This window comes from Mesorhizobium sp. WSM4820, from assembly GCF_055811075.1.
On sequence record NZ_JBVVQN010000001.1, the window covers coordinates 287,049 to 300,242 of the forward strand.

Annotated in this window: 14 protein-coding genes; 10 read left to right on the plus strand and 4 right to left on the minus strand. The window is 62.1% G+C overall.

The genetic code is table 11. The features are described 5' to 3' along the window. Positions 1-25 precede the first annotated feature (25 nt). Entirely contained in the window at positions 26-1,570 is a 1,545-nt protein-coding gene (locus tag AC0L2R_RS01415; RefSeq protein ID WP_473507731.1) for a GMC family oxidoreductase, read from the minus strand. 46 nt (positions 1,571-1,616) lie between these two features. Next, positions 1,617-2,294, minus strand: coding sequence for a FadR/GntR family transcriptional regulator (locus tag AC0L2R_RS01420; RefSeq protein ID WP_473507489.1), 678 nt, complete (start codon positions 2,292-2,294; stop codon positions 1,617-1,619). A 211-nt stretch (positions 2,295-2,505) separates the two neighbouring features. On the opposite strand from AC0L2R_RS01420, the gene AC0L2R_RS01425 reads away from it, so the two are divergent. Beyond that, on the plus strand, positions 2,506-4,134 hold the full coding sequence (locus AC0L2R_RS01425; protein ID WP_473507490.1) for a GMC family oxidoreductase: 1,629 nt from the start codon (positions 2,506-2,508) through the stop codon (positions 4,132-4,134). A 16-nt stretch (positions 4,135-4,150) separates the two neighbouring features. On the opposite strand, the gene AC0L2R_RS01430 is transcribed toward AC0L2R_RS01425, so the two are convergent. Continuing rightward, entirely contained in the window at positions 4,151-4,384 is a 234-nt protein-coding gene (locus tag AC0L2R_RS01430) for a hypothetical protein (RefSeq protein ID WP_473507491.1), read from the minus strand. Positions 4,385-4,410: 26 nt separating this feature from the next. Between AC0L2R_RS01430 and AC0L2R_RS01435 the strand changes: the two genes are divergently transcribed. From AC0L2R_RS01435 to AC0L2R_RS01470, 8 genes are all read left to right on the plus strand, one after another. Beyond that, positions 4,411-5,562, plus strand: coding sequence for a cupin domain-containing protein (locus tag AC0L2R_RS01435; protein ID WP_473507492.1), 1,152 nt, complete (start codon positions 4,411-4,413; stop codon positions 5,560-5,562). Between the two features lie 72 nt (positions 5,563-5,634). Continuing rightward, on the plus strand, positions 5,635-6,768 hold the full coding sequence (locus tag AC0L2R_RS01440; RefSeq protein ID WP_473507493.1) for an LVIVD repeat-containing protein: 1,134 nt from the start codon (positions 5,635-5,637) through the stop codon (positions 6,766-6,768). A 9-nt stretch (positions 6,769-6,777) separates the two neighbouring features. Then, positions 6,778-7,185 carry a RidA family protein gene (locus AC0L2R_RS01445; RefSeq protein ID WP_027154168.1) on the plus strand — a complete coding sequence of 136 codons (408 nt, stop codon included), beginning with the start codon at positions 6,778-6,780 and terminating at the stop codon, positions 7,183-7,185. A gap of 20 nt (positions 7,186-7,205) precedes the next feature. Beyond that, the gene (locus AC0L2R_RS01450) at positions 7,206-7,826 is read left to right on the plus strand and encodes a glutathione S-transferase family protein (protein WP_473507494.1); all 621 of its coding nucleotides are present in this window, start codon (positions 7,206-7,208) and stop codon (positions 7,824-7,826) included. Then, positions 7,826-8,755, plus strand: coding sequence for a 5-formyl-3-hydroxy-2-methylpyridine 4-carboxylate 5-dehydrogenase (fhmpcd1, locus tag AC0L2R_RS01455; protein ID WP_473507732.1), 930 nt, complete (start codon positions 7,826-7,828; stop codon positions 8,753-8,755). Before AC0L2R_RS01450 ends, fhmpcd1 begins: the two co-directional genes overlap by 1 nt. A 124-nt stretch (positions 8,756-8,879) precedes the next feature. Next, on the plus strand, positions 8,880-9,722 hold the full coding sequence (locus AC0L2R_RS01460; protein ID WP_473507495.1) for an ABC transporter ATP-binding protein: 843 nt from the start codon (positions 8,880-8,882) through the stop codon (positions 9,720-9,722). Further along, positions 9,719-10,534 carry an ABC transporter permease gene (locus AC0L2R_RS01465; protein WP_473507496.1) on the plus strand — a complete coding sequence of 272 codons (816 nt, stop codon included), beginning with the start codon at positions 9,719-9,721 and terminating at the stop codon, positions 10,532-10,534. The genes AC0L2R_RS01460 and AC0L2R_RS01465 overlap by 4 nt, the downstream gene beginning before the upstream one ends. Positions 10,535-10,568: 34 nt before the next feature. After that, positions 10,569-11,579, plus strand: a complete 1,011-nt coding sequence (locus AC0L2R_RS01470) for an ABC transporter substrate-binding protein (protein WP_128168455.1) — start codon at positions 10,569-10,571, stop codon at positions 11,577-11,579. A gap of 39 nt (positions 11,580-11,618) precedes the next feature. Here the strand turns inward: AC0L2R_RS01470 and AC0L2R_RS01475 are convergent, their stop codons facing one another. Beyond that, complete coding sequence (locus tag AC0L2R_RS01475; RefSeq protein WP_473507497.1) at positions 11,619-12,038, minus strand: hypothetical protein; 420 nt, start codon at positions 12,036-12,038, stop codon at positions 11,619-11,621. A 103-nt stretch (positions 12,039-12,141) separates the two neighbouring features. On the opposite strand from AC0L2R_RS01475, the gene AC0L2R_RS01480 reads away from it, so the two are divergent. After that, entirely contained in the window at positions 12,142-13,170 is a 1,029-nt protein-coding gene (locus AC0L2R_RS01480) for a putative B6 ABC transporter substrate-binding protein (RefSeq protein ID WP_473507498.1), read from the plus strand. Positions 13,171-13,194: the final 24 nt, after the last annotated feature.

The window sequence follows — 13,194 nt, forward strand, 5'->3', positions numbered from 1 at the left end:
TTGGGATCATGCGCTAATGCGGCGGTCAAACGCGACGCGCTTTAGGCGGAGCTGACGCCCAGGTTTCCGCTATGGCGACTACCGCGGCATTGATCGGTCCGCTCGGGATCGTCGGCATCACCGACGCGTCGGCGATGAAGACGTTGTCGAAGCCGTTCAGCCGCAAATCCGGGTCGACGACTGCGTCGGCATCAACGCCCATCCTGCACGTGCCGGCAGGATGATGATGTGTGGAGGCAGCGCTGGCGATGAAAGCGTCAAGCTCGTCGTCCGACTGCACCTGTGATCCCGGCAGGACTTCCACATCGCGCCACTCGTCGAGCGCTCGATGATGGCCAATCGCGCGCGCCGTCTTCAGCGCTATCCGGAAAACGGCTCGGTCATGTTCGGTTTCGAGATAATGCGGATCGATGATCGGTGCATCGTTCCGGCCCGGCCCGCTCGGTGCGATGCGCCCACGACTGGTCGGCTGGGTGACGCCGCATAGTATCGAGAAAGCCGAGCCGTAGGGCGGTGCATTCAAGCCCACTGCGGCCGATGGAGCAACGACGCAGGCGAGTACGATATCGGGGCTTCCCGTCGAACGGGTCGGGTCGCTGCCGTGCAGATACATCAGCGATTCCGAGTGCTGCAGGCGCGACGGGGGCAGCGGCTTTTTCGTGCTGTAGACGTTCCCAAGGGCCAGCAGATGGTCCTGCAGATTGCGGCCGACATCGCGCCGGTCGGCACGACAGCGAATCCCCGCCCGCTTCAGCGTATCCGGATCGCCGATGCCCGATCGCATGAGGATGAGCGGCGACGACACCGCGCCGGCACAAAGAATGATCCTGTCGGCGGAGATCGTCATGCTCTCCCCATCGCACACGACAGCCACACCCGTGGCCCGCTGGCCTTCCAGCACGAGGTGCTCGACTTCGTGAGCGGTGAGCAGAGCGAGGTTCGGTCGCACCATGACCTCCGGCGGCAGATAGGCGTCGGCGACGCTCAGGCGCTTGCCGGCGCGGATGTTCAACGAATTAGGGCTCGTGCCGGCGAGTTCGCCGCTATTGTGGTCGGTCAGGGCGGGGATCCCCATGGCCTGTCCAGCGGCGATATAGGTGCGGACGACGGGGCTGACCTCCGCAACCGGCAGATAGACGTCCAACGGTCCGCTGCGTCCGCGCGACGGCGCATCGAAGGCGGTGAAAGCTTCGCTGCGGACGAAGCCCGGCAACAAACCCGAAAAGGACCAGCGCTCGCCGCCTGCTACTGCCCAGGGCTGGAAATCATCGGGATGGCCACGCACATAGGCCATGGCATGCAGGCAGCTAGAACCGCCGACGATCTTCCCGCGCGGCCATTCGTGGACGCGGTTTGCGGTAAAGGGTTGCGGCACCGTCCGATAAGCCCAGTCATAGGCGCGGCCCTGCAGCATCGTCCATTTCAACGGGTTGGCGATATCGGGATCGGACGGCATGACCCCGGCTTCGATCAGGCCGACCTGGCACGCGCTGTCCTCGCTTAGCCGGCTAGCCACCACCGAGCCGGCAGATCCGGCGCCGACGACCAGCACGTCGAAATGACGCATCAATTTGAAAGTTCCCGCGAGCAGGCTGTCTTGCTGGAAAGCGAGACGCTCATGCCGCAAAAGCGCCGGCATTCGACCGTTCCGTGATTCGTCTTTGCACGGATAGCAAATGCGCGCGCATGGCCGCTTCGGCTGCTTCGGGGTCGCGTTTCGAGATCGCTTCGGCGATCAGACGATGTTCGCCGTCGCGCTCGGCGATCCGCTTAGGGCAGGTGGGTGCTGCGGTCCGTGCGACCTTGACCCGCGCATCGACCCCGACCTGGCGCAGCATCTTGTAGAATTCGGCGGCAAGATGGTTGCGGGCGGCAGCGACGATGGCGGAATGAAAAGCGAAATCGACCGCGCCAGACGAGGCATTCTCCGGCGTGGTTGCCGCATTGATGATCCGGGCCGTCTCGAACGAGGAGGCGCGCAGCGATGCCAGCCGGGCGAGGCCCGGTTCCATGAGCAGGCGCAACTCCAGAACCTCGATGGGGTTGGTTACCCTGACAAGTTCTTCGCCATATCGGGGCAGGGCGGTCGGCGCACGCCTGGCGCGCGTCGGTTTCAAATCACCTGATTGGCGCAGCATCTCGAGCGCCTTGCGAAGCTGATGACGTTTCACGTTGAGATGTTCGGCAAGGTCACGCTCGGAAGGAAGCTTGCCGCCGCCCTGCTGCAACTGGCGGACCGCTGCGATGATGTCGTCGAGGTCCGAAGATACGACCTGCGGCTCGAATGCGCTCAAAACCAAATCTCCTGTCTGATCGGCAGCGGTCGACTCGACGTCCCGATATCAAGTTGTGACACGGAATCGACGAGAACGGCACTCAACCAACTCAACCAATCTACATCTGCGCCCGGTGGTTGACAACACCAGTTGCGCGATGGTTGAGTACCGCAGTTGTTTCTTTGACGGCTCATATCTCGGCGGGGCCGTCTTCTCCCGAGGACAGTGCATGCCGTTTGGGGAAACATTCGACTATGTCGTTGTCGGAGCCGGGTCGGCCGGCTGCGTGCTTGCAAACCGCCTGAGCGAAGATCCTGATGTTTCCGTGCTGCTCCTGGAAGCCGGCGACTGGGATCGCGATCCGATGATCCACATCCCGCTCGGCTGGGGTAAGATCCTGACCGAACGCCGTCACGACTGGATGTATTTCTGCGAGCCCGAGGCCAATGTCGGCGGACGCAAGGTCGAATGTGCGCGCGGCAAGGTCATCGGCGGCTCCTCCTCCACCAACGCCATGGCCTATGTGCGCGGCAATCGCGGCGATTACGATCGCTGGGCGGCCAGCGGTCTCACCGATTGGTCATTCGACAAGGTGCTGCCCTATTTCAAGAAGCAGGAGCGCTGGGAAAAGGGCGAGAGCGACTATCGCGGCGGCAGCGGGCCGTTGAACACGCAGTTCTGCCGCTACAAGGACGAACTGATCGATGCCTTCGCTACGGCGAGCCGGGATGCCGGATATCCCCAGACCGACGATTACAATGGCCCGGTGCAGGAAGGCTTTGGCCGCCTGCAGATGACGATCGCAAACGGTCGCCGCTGCTCGACCGCGTCGGCCTATCTGCGTCCCGCCATGCGCCGCAGCAATGTCAAGGTGCTGACCGGCGCGATGGCGACGCGGATCGTGCTGAAGGATGGGCGCGCGACCGGCATCGCCTATACCAGGGGCGGCGCGACCCACCAGGTGCTGGCGCGGCATGAGGTCGTGCTTGCCGGCGGCGTCATCAACACGCCGCAGTTGCTGATGCTGTCGGGGATCGGCGATAGCGGCGAGCTCGCCGCGCATGGTATCGAGACGAAAGTAGACCGTCCGCAGGTCGGCAAGAACCTGCAGGACCATGTCTCGGTCATTCTGATGTATCGGCGCAAGCAGCCGGGGCCATTCCACAAGATGATGCGGGCCGATCGTATCGGGCTGGATTTCGTCAAGACCTATTTTACCGGAAAGGGCTTTTCGGGAGATGTGCCCGGCGGGGTCGTGGCGTTTCTGAAAAGCGATGCAAGCCGGCCGTTGCCGGATGTTCAGCTGCTTTTCACGGCTGCGCCGCTTGCCGCATGGCCTTACATGCCGCCATTCAAGGCGCCCTTCGCCGATGGCTTTGCGACCCGCATCGTCGCCGTCCAGCCGGAGAGCAGGGGGAGTGTGGAACTGGCGTCGAACGACCCGCTGGCCGCGCCGCTGATCCACCAGAATTTCCTGTCTTCGCCGCGCGACTGGCAGTCGCTTCGCGCCGGCTTCCGCGTCGCGCGCAACCTCGCTGCACAACCGTCGATGACGCCGTTCATCGCCTCGGAGTTCTTTCCAGGCTCGCAATGCCAGAGCGACGATGAGATCGATGAGCATATTCGCAACACCTCGATCACTGTGCATCATCCGGCCGGCACCTGCCGCATGGGTGTCGACGCGGAGTCGGTGGTCGACCCGCAACTACGGGTGCGCGGCGTTGCCGGCCTTCGCGTGGTGGATGCTTCTGTGATGCCGGATCTCGTTTGCGGCAACATCAATGCGGCGGTCATCATGATCGCCGAAAAGGCCTCGGACCTGATCCGCGGCCGTGCTGAACAAAGCATGGCCGCCTGATTGCTGTCGCCCGGGTTCAACCAAGTTCCTTTGGTTGAAAACAATATTCGAGTTGGTTGGGCTGCCGAGCGATTGCCACGGCCGCAAGGGTACGATCCGCCGGCCATTTTCTCGCATCTTTTCGACTTTCTTGCCCCTTTTTGGGCCATTCGGCCTCCATAGAAGCACTCAACCAAAAATTTTTAAAATTCTCAGTTTTGGGATTGTCCAGAAAAACCAATCCGAATACGGTTGAGTTGGTTAAACGCATTTTCTTCGTGAAGAGAGGTGTCAGAGATGTCCTTGGCGCAACCGGCAGACCTTACCGTCACCAACAAGAAGGCAGCGCTGAAGGGCCTTTATGACGCCCTCTACGAAAAGAATATGTTCCCGTTCTGGGCGACGTCGGAAGGCGTCGATCACGACGAGATCAAGCAGCTCATGGCGACCTCGAAGGCGATCCCCTTCGTCTGGTCCTATGCCGATATCGAGCCGCTGCTGCAGCGCGCCGCCGAACTGGTGACCATGGACGACAGCGAGCGGCGGTCGCTGATCCTGGTCAATCCGGGGCTCGCGCCCAAGCGCGCCTCGGTCAGCACCATGTACACCGCCTACCGCCTGAATGATCCGGACGAGATCATGCCGCCGCACAAGCATTCGCCGAGCGCCATACGTTTTGGCCTGACCGGCAAGGGCAATTTTACCGGCGTCGAGGGCGAGGACGTGGTTTTCGGCCCCGGCGACATGGTGCTGACGCCGAATGACGCCTGGCACAATCACGGCACGGTCGGCGGCGAACAGGCGGTCAACCTTTCGGTCCTCGACCTGCCGCTGGTCGAGACGCTGCACGCCGTGCATTTCGATCACAAATACACCGAGATGGTCGACGGCAAGGAAGTCGAGAAGAAGGTGCAGACCGCGCGTTTTCCGAGCGATTATTCGCAGCGAATCTATGGCGAGGGCGGCCTGATGCCGCGCTTCGTCGACCACAAGCGCGGCGGCGGCCTGTCGTCGCCGATGTATGTCTATCGCTGGGAAAAGATGGAAGCGATCCTCGACGCGCACAAGGATTGGGACGGCGATCCGCATGAAGGCATCGTCATCGATTATGTCGACCCTACCACCGGCGGCCCGGTCTTCCGCACGATCAACTTCTACGTGCAAATGTTGCGGCCGGGCGAAAAGACGCTGCCGCAGCGCGAGACCGCCAGCCTGCTGTTGGCGCCGTTCCGCGGCAATGGCCATTCGATGATCGACGGCAAGCGCTACGACTGGAACCAGTTCGACACGATCGCCATACCGGGCGGTTGCTGGGTCGAGCATGTCAATGGCTCCTCGACCGAGCCGGTCATCTTTTTCGGCGCGACCGATGCGCCGACACAGAAGGCGCTGCTGCTCTACAAGCGCTGGGGCCGCAACCCGGCCGGCGATCTGCTCCGCATCGTCTAGTTTGCAGCGGAAACCGTCCGCGCCGCCATAATGGCGCGGACATCGAACGAGACGGTTCAGCAGCAAGGGCGGATGCATTTGGTTTCGGCGTTCAACACAAAGCAGATCGGCCATGTCGACTGCCCGGGTGGTGGTCAGGTCTGGGTCGACGGCAACATTCTCTATGTCGGCCACATGCGTCCGCCGAGCGGCACGACGCTTGTCGACATTTCCGATCCGCGCAATCCCAAGAAGGTCGCGACGATCGACGTTCCGCCGGGCTGGCACTCGCACAAGGTGCGCGCCCAGGACGGTCTGATGATCATCAACCACGAGCGCTTCGGCAATGCGGGCCCGGCCGATTTCGGCGGTGGCCTGGCGCTCTATGACACGACCCGACCGGCGGAGCCGAGGCTGATCTCGAAGTGGATAACCGGCGGCCATGGCGTGCATCGCTACGACTACGACGGCCGCTACGCCTATATCTCGCCAACTGCCGACGGCTATGTCGGCAACATCGTGATGATCCTCGACCTGATCGATCCGGTAAATCCGGTCGAAATCGGGCGCTGGTGGATACCGGGGCAATGGACCGGCGGCGGCGAAGAGTATCCGTGGCATGATTACGTCACGCCGCGCTGCCACCATCCGTTACGCATGGGCGACCGGCTCTATGTCAGCTACTGGCATCACGGCCTGTTCATCCTCGACATTTCCGACATTTCGAAGCCGAAGCTTGTCTCGCATGTCAATTCGAGCCCGAGCTTCCCGCATCCCACGCACACATGCCTGCCGATCCCGCAGCCCCTCAAGGGCCGCAACATCATGGTGGTGGCGGACGAGGATGTCGCCAAGCTCCGACCTTCGCCGCCGGCCTTCACCTGGATCTACGACATCACCGACGAAACGAACCCGCTGCCGATCTCGACCTTCCAGGTGCCTGGCCTCGACCCGGATGGCGAACCACAACCGCCAATGACCGGCTGCCATCAGCCTTCCGAGCGGTTCAAGGGCACCATCATTCCGTTTGCATGGTTCGCCCAGGGGCTGCGGCTGGTCGACATCGCCGACCCGTTCGCACCCAAGGAGGTCGGCCATTTCGTGCCCGATGCGCCTGAGGGCGCCGAGCGATCGTCTTCCAACGACGTCACCATCGACGATCGCGGCATCGTCTACCTTATCGACCGCGTCCGTGGCGTCGATATCATCGAAACCAGCGTTCTCTAGGGGGATAGGTTGAGCGACAGCACGCGAAAATCCGCCAGCCACTACGCCATTGGCAAGAAGAATCCGAACCTGCCGTTTCATCCGGCGGTGCGTGCCGGCGATTTCATTTTCGTCTCCGGCCAGGTGCCGAAGGACGAGAACAACAACATGATCAGCGGCACGATCGAGGAAGAGACGCTGGCGACGCTGAGGACCATCGCGCGCGTCATTGCCGATGAGGGCGCAACGCTCTCCGATGTCGTGCGGATCACCACCTATCTCGAGGATACGCGCGACTTCGGCCGCTACAACAAGGCGTTTCTCGAAGGGATCGGCGACGCGGTGCTGGCGCGCACGACGGTGGAGGCAAAGGCCGTCATCAACACCAAGATCGAAATGGACGCTATCGTCTACAAGCCGCTGCCGGCCGGCAAGTAGGCCACAATCGAGGAGATGATATGTACAAGCTCTTAGGCCGCCAGACATCGGGCAACGTTCAAAAGGTGCTCTTCATACTCGAAGAGCTTGGCGCGCCATACAAGCGCGAAGATTACGGCCGCCAGTTCGAAAACACCCAGACGGCCGAATACAAGGCGCTTAATCCGACGTCGAAAGTCCCGACGCTGGTCGACGGCGACACCGTGATCTGGGAGTCCAACACCATCCTGCGCTATCTCGCGGCATCCGGCGGTGAGCGGCTGAATGGCGCCACCCCTGCGGAAAAGACAGAGGTCGAGCGCTGGATGGATTTTCTGCTGGCGGCGGTCAATCCCGGCTATATGGCTGCCTTCAAGGGCGCCAAGCGGACGCCAGAGGAACAGACCGCCGAATACAAGGAGCAGGTCAAGGACCTGGTGGCGCAGCTCAAGATCATCGACGGGCATCTGGCCGGCAAGGAATTCCTGGCGCTGGGAAAGCTGACCATTGCCGACATCGCCTGCGCACCGATCCTGAAACGCTGCATCGATTTCAAGATCGACCGGCCGTCGCTGCCCAATCTCGAGCGCTGGGTCGCCGCAATCGCCGCTCGTCCAGCCTTCAAGGCGGCAATCGCTGCGGCTCCCGCAAAGGCCGCATGATGATCAAGCGCGCCGCTCTCATCGGACTGGGAACGATGGGTCCGGGCATCGCCGTGCGGCTTTCGCGCGGCGGGCTCGATGTGGCGGCGTATGATGTTTCCGAAGTCGCGGTCGAACGCGCCCGCGGCACGCTCGACATCGCGGGCGGGGTTCTGGACCGTCTCGACATCAAGGTGCCGGCAACGGGCGCCGGCACGGTGCGCTTCGTCCGCACCATCGCCGAGGCCGTCGATGGGGCGGAACTGGTCATCGAGAATGTGCCTGAGAATATCGACACCAAGGCCGAAACCTATCGCGCCATCGACCCGCTGATCGGCTCTTCGGTGATCGTCGCCTCGGACACGTCGGGTATTCCGATCACCAAGCTGCAGGCCCATATCTCGCACCCCGAGAGGATGGTCGGCATGCACTGGTCGAACCCGCCCCACATCATCCCGATGATCGAGGTGATCGGCGGCGAGAAGACCGCGCCCGAAACGGTGGCGACGATACGCGACCTCATCCGCTCGATCGGGCTGTTGCCGGTGGTCGTGAAGAAAGACGTTCCCGGCTTCGTCGAAAATCGCGTGCTTTACGCACTGCTGCGTGAAGCGGTGGATCTGGTCGAGCGCGGCGTCATCGAACCGGAGGATCTCGACACCTGCGTATCCTGGGGCATCGGCTACAAGATCGCCGTCATCGGGCCAATGGCGCTGCTCGATATGGCCGGCCTCGATATCTACAAATCCGTCTCTTCGTTCCTGAACGCCGATCTCTCCAATCGGGATGATGTCGCGCCGATGGTGCTGGAGAAGACCGGTGCATCGAAGTTCGGCATCAAGTCGGGCGAAGGCATGTTCTCCTATACGCCCGAGCAGATAAGGGCGCTGCAAGGCGAACGGGCGCGCAAGCTGGTCGCGGTGCGCCGCATCCTCGAGGGCCGGGAGTAGCCGATGGCACGAGTTAGGCATGAGGCTGGCCATGCCGGGGACTTCACCCGGTTGGCCGTTCATGCGGACTGTGCCGTCAAGACAGCGCAGCTGCGGCCAATCACGATGCATGGGGTGATCGACCATGCAGGTTGAAACCATTCGACCCGCCGGCGGCCGACCGACCCACATGCGCCACGACAACCTCATTTCCGCCAAAGGCGTTTCGGTGGTCATGGGCACGGATCGGAACCGCCAGCTGATCCTCAGGGATATAGACCTTGCAGTTCCGCAAGGCTCGTTCGTTTCCCTGATCGGCCCTTCGGGTTGCGGCAAGAGTACGCTGCTCAAAGTGCTGGCTGGGTTGGTAAATCCGAGCAGCGGCAGCGTCTCGGTTGCCGGCGTTTCGCCAGGCGAAGCGGCGCGCAAGCGGATGATCGGTCTGGTCTTTCAGGATGCCAATCTGCTGCCGTGGAAAAACGCCGTCGACAATGCCTCGATGCTGCTCGGCATCGCCGACAAATCGATGTCGCGCTCGGCGCTGCGGGCACGTGGACAGGAAATGCTGGACCTGGTGGGACTTGGCGATGCCGCCCACAAGCGCCCAAACGAACTGTCTGGCGGCATGCGGCAGCGGGTTGCCATCGCCCGGGCTTTGGCGCTCGATCCGGCGGTCTTGCTGATGGACGAGCCGTTTGGCGCCCTTGACGCGATCACCCGCGACTCGATGGGCCAGTCGCTGCTGGAGATCTGGCAGCGGACCGGCAAGACGATCGTCTTCGTGACGCATTCGATCGACGAAGCCATTCAGTTGTCGCGCCAGGTCCATGTGCTGGGAATCAAACCGGGGCGCATTACCCAGAGCCTGGACATTCCGCTGCCTTATCCGCGCGACGCTTCCGTGACCGAAGTCCCCGAGTTCGTCAGGCTGGTGCTTCAGCTTCGAACGATGCTGCGCTCCAGTCATCAGCCGGGAGGCGCGACGTGAGCAGGCAACCCCTCATGAATGTCTCATCGCCGCAACCGGTTTCCGGCTGGGACGCGGCAACAAGCAGCTGGCTTCCGGCGGCTATCCTTCTGCTGGTGACGATCGTGTTGTGGGAAGCGGGGGTGCGGATATTCTCGATATCTTCCTTTATCGTTCCTGCCCCATCCGAGATTGCGAAATCGCTGGTCGCGCAGTGGGGCACTCTCATGCAGGCGACGGTGGTCACGGCAGGCGAAATCCTGTTTGGCTTTCTTGTCTCGGTTATAGTCGGCATTGCGCTTGCTCTCGTCATCGTGCGCTTCGATTGGCTGGGCCGCGCGCTCTATCCGCTCGTCGTGCTGTTCCAGAATGTGCCGAAGGTCGCGCTGGCGCCGATCTTCATCCTCTGGTTCGGTTATGGGCTCGCTCCCAAGATCGGTCTGATTCTGGTCATCGCCTTCTTCCCGGTGACGCTGTCGATGCTGGCCGGGATGCAATCGGTCGACCGTTCGCTTCTGTCGCTGATGAATTCGGTCGGCGCCAGCCCGACCCAGATCCTGTTCAGGATCCGTGTCCCCCACTCGCTTCCGAGCCTGATGGCCGGGACCAAGATCGCCGCGACCCTGAGCGTCATCGGCGCCATCGTCGGCGAATTTGCCGGAGCCTCGGACGGGCTCGGCTACGTCATCCAGTTCGCGTCGACCCAACTCGACACGGCCCTTGTCTTCGCGGCGCTGCTGCTGGTTTCAGTGCTCGGCATCGCCTTCTACTACGCAGCCGAAATTCTTGAACGGGTCGTGGTGCCGTGGGCGCCGAAATTCAGCCAGGCCTAGGATCTTTCGAACAACCAAACAAGGGGAACAGACAATGCTGAGACGCTCTCTTATCAAGGCAGCCACCTTTGCGGCGTTTGTCGGCGCGCTTGGCTTCTCGAACGCGGCGCTGGCGGCGGACACGGTCAACGTCCAGCTCGACTGGGTGGTGCGCGGCAATCACGCCATGTTCTTTGTCGGCAAGGAAAAAGGCTTCTTCGCCAAGAACGACATCGATGTGAGCGAGGTCCGCAAAGGGTCCGGCTCGCCGGACGCCATGCGGCTGGTGGGCAACGGCAACGCTGAATTCGGCTTCGGCGATCTTCCCACACTTGCCGTGGCAAGGTCGCAGAATGTTCCCGTCGTGGCGCTGGCGGCGGTCAACCAGCAGTCGCCGCTGGGCATTATTTCGCTCGCCAAGACGCTCAAGCTGACCAAGCCTTCAGACCTCAAGGGCCTGACCATCGGCATCCACCCGGCGGGCTCCACCTACATTTTCTTCAGGGGCTTCCTGGCTGCCAACGGCATGAGCGAGAAGGACATGACGCTCAACAGCGTCTCGCCGCCTTACGAAAGCTACCTGCTGCTCGGACGGGTGCAGACGGTCGTCGGTTATCTCGACGCCGAAGTGCCAGAACTTGAAGCCAAGGCTGGCGGCCCAGGGTCGCTGAGCATCATGCTCGGCGCGGATCACGGCTGGAAGGCCTATGGATCGGGGCTGTTCACCTCTGAAGCGATGATCAAGGACAACGCCGATGTCGTGCGCCGCTTCGTGAAGGCCTACAGGGAGGCTTTCGACTATGTCGCAGCCCATCCGGAAGAAGCTGCCGAAATCACCGCCAAGGCCGTTCCTGGCTATGCGGAAAAGAAGGATGTGCTGCTGGCCCAACTCAAGGCCGACATCGCTTCGACGTTCAACAGCCCGGCGACGAAGGAACACGGCCTCGGCTGGATGACGAAGACCCAATGGGAAGAGACCTTGAAGACGCTGACCGATCAGGGCGTGCTCAAAACGGCCTTGTCGGCCGACGACGTCTTCACCGACAAATTCCTGGCGGCAGAGTGAAGGTCGGGGGCGGTGTCTGACCTGGCAAAAAGCGAGCGTCTACCGGCAGACCAGCCTGTCGTCCGCTCTGCTGCAGGTCACGGCCATTTGCCCCTTTCTTCCACTGGTCCGGTCGAGCACGATTTGCACGCGCGTGGCGTATGCCTGTCTGGCGAGGCCGCACCACAGCCGCTCGACGGGCAGGTTTTCGCGCTTGTCGTTGAGGATCGCAAATGTCCCGGTTTCTGGATCGAACCACAGCTCGACACGGGCGCTCTTGCCAGGCGCTGCAGTGGCGATCGTGGCCGAATACCAGTGGGCGAAGTCTGCGTTGCAGGAAAGCGCCTCACGCCCCGCATTCGAGATCGTCAGCGGCACCGGATCGAGCCCGTCGGTGCCGGTTCGCACAGTGATGTGCCGCAATTCAACCGCGTTGGCGAACGACGTGAACGCCAGAATTGTCGGAAGAATGTATCGCACAACCACCTTGCCTGAACTCCGTGTGGAATTGTTCAGGCAGTCTACCTCGCTTTTGCGCAATAACAATAAGAATATCTTGGGTCAACCGAACAGAGAGGGTAACATGTCTAAGTTCCTGAAGGGTAGCGTAAGCGCTGTTATATTAAGCGGCCTCTTGCTGGGTAATGCACTTGCCGCCGAAGTCAAGTCCATTGCCATCCTGACGCCGGAAGAAGGCACCGATTATGGCTGGAACCAGCAAGGCATCGACGCTGCCAAGGCAGCGGCGAAAGCTGCCGGTGTCGAGATAGTGACGGCGCAGGGGCTCGGCTATGGCGACGTGCGCCCGACATTGCGCGAACTGGCGGCCGACGGCGCCAGCCTGTTGATCGCCCATGCCAGCGGCTACAACACCGCGGCTCCCGAAATCGCCAAGGAAACCAAGGTGCCAGTGGCGATCGTCGACACGCCGACCGGCCTGGAGGCCGGGCTCGTCGCAGACTACACGCTGAGCGGTCACGAAGGCGCGTACCTTGCCGGCCGTCTCGCCGCCAAGATGTCGCGTTCCAAGTCGGTCGGCATCGTCGTGTCCGGCGAGCCTCCGTCGTGGAACTCGCAGTCGGCGGCGTTCGCGCAAGGTGTGAAGGCCGAGAACCCGGACGTCAAGGTCACCTATGCGGTGATCGGACCCGCCGCCTACAGCGATGCGGCCGGCGGCAAGCGCGTTACCGAAAGCGTGATCGCATCGGGCGCCGACATCATCTTCGGCCAGGGCAACGGCTCGAGCTTCGGCATGCTGCAGGCGGTCGAGACGACCAAGGCCGGCGATGGCGGCAAGGTCTATTTCATCGACGTCATCGGCGACAAGACGCCGATCGACAAAGGCTTCCTGCTGTCGTCGGTGGTTTGGAACATCGAGCCGGTCTATGCGGCGATGATCGCCGACCTCAAGGCCGACACGTTCGGCACCAAGAGCTACTCGATCGGCCTCAAGGACGATTCGGTCAAGCTTCTGAAAACCGCTGCGATCCCGGACAATGTATGGGCGGAGATCCAGGCGCTGCGCGAGGACATCATTTCCGGCAAGACCAAAGTCGATCCGGTCTATGATGCAGCAGCCGTCAGGGCGCTGATGACCAGCGTTGCCCAGTAAGGCGCTTCAATGCACGCTTCCGGA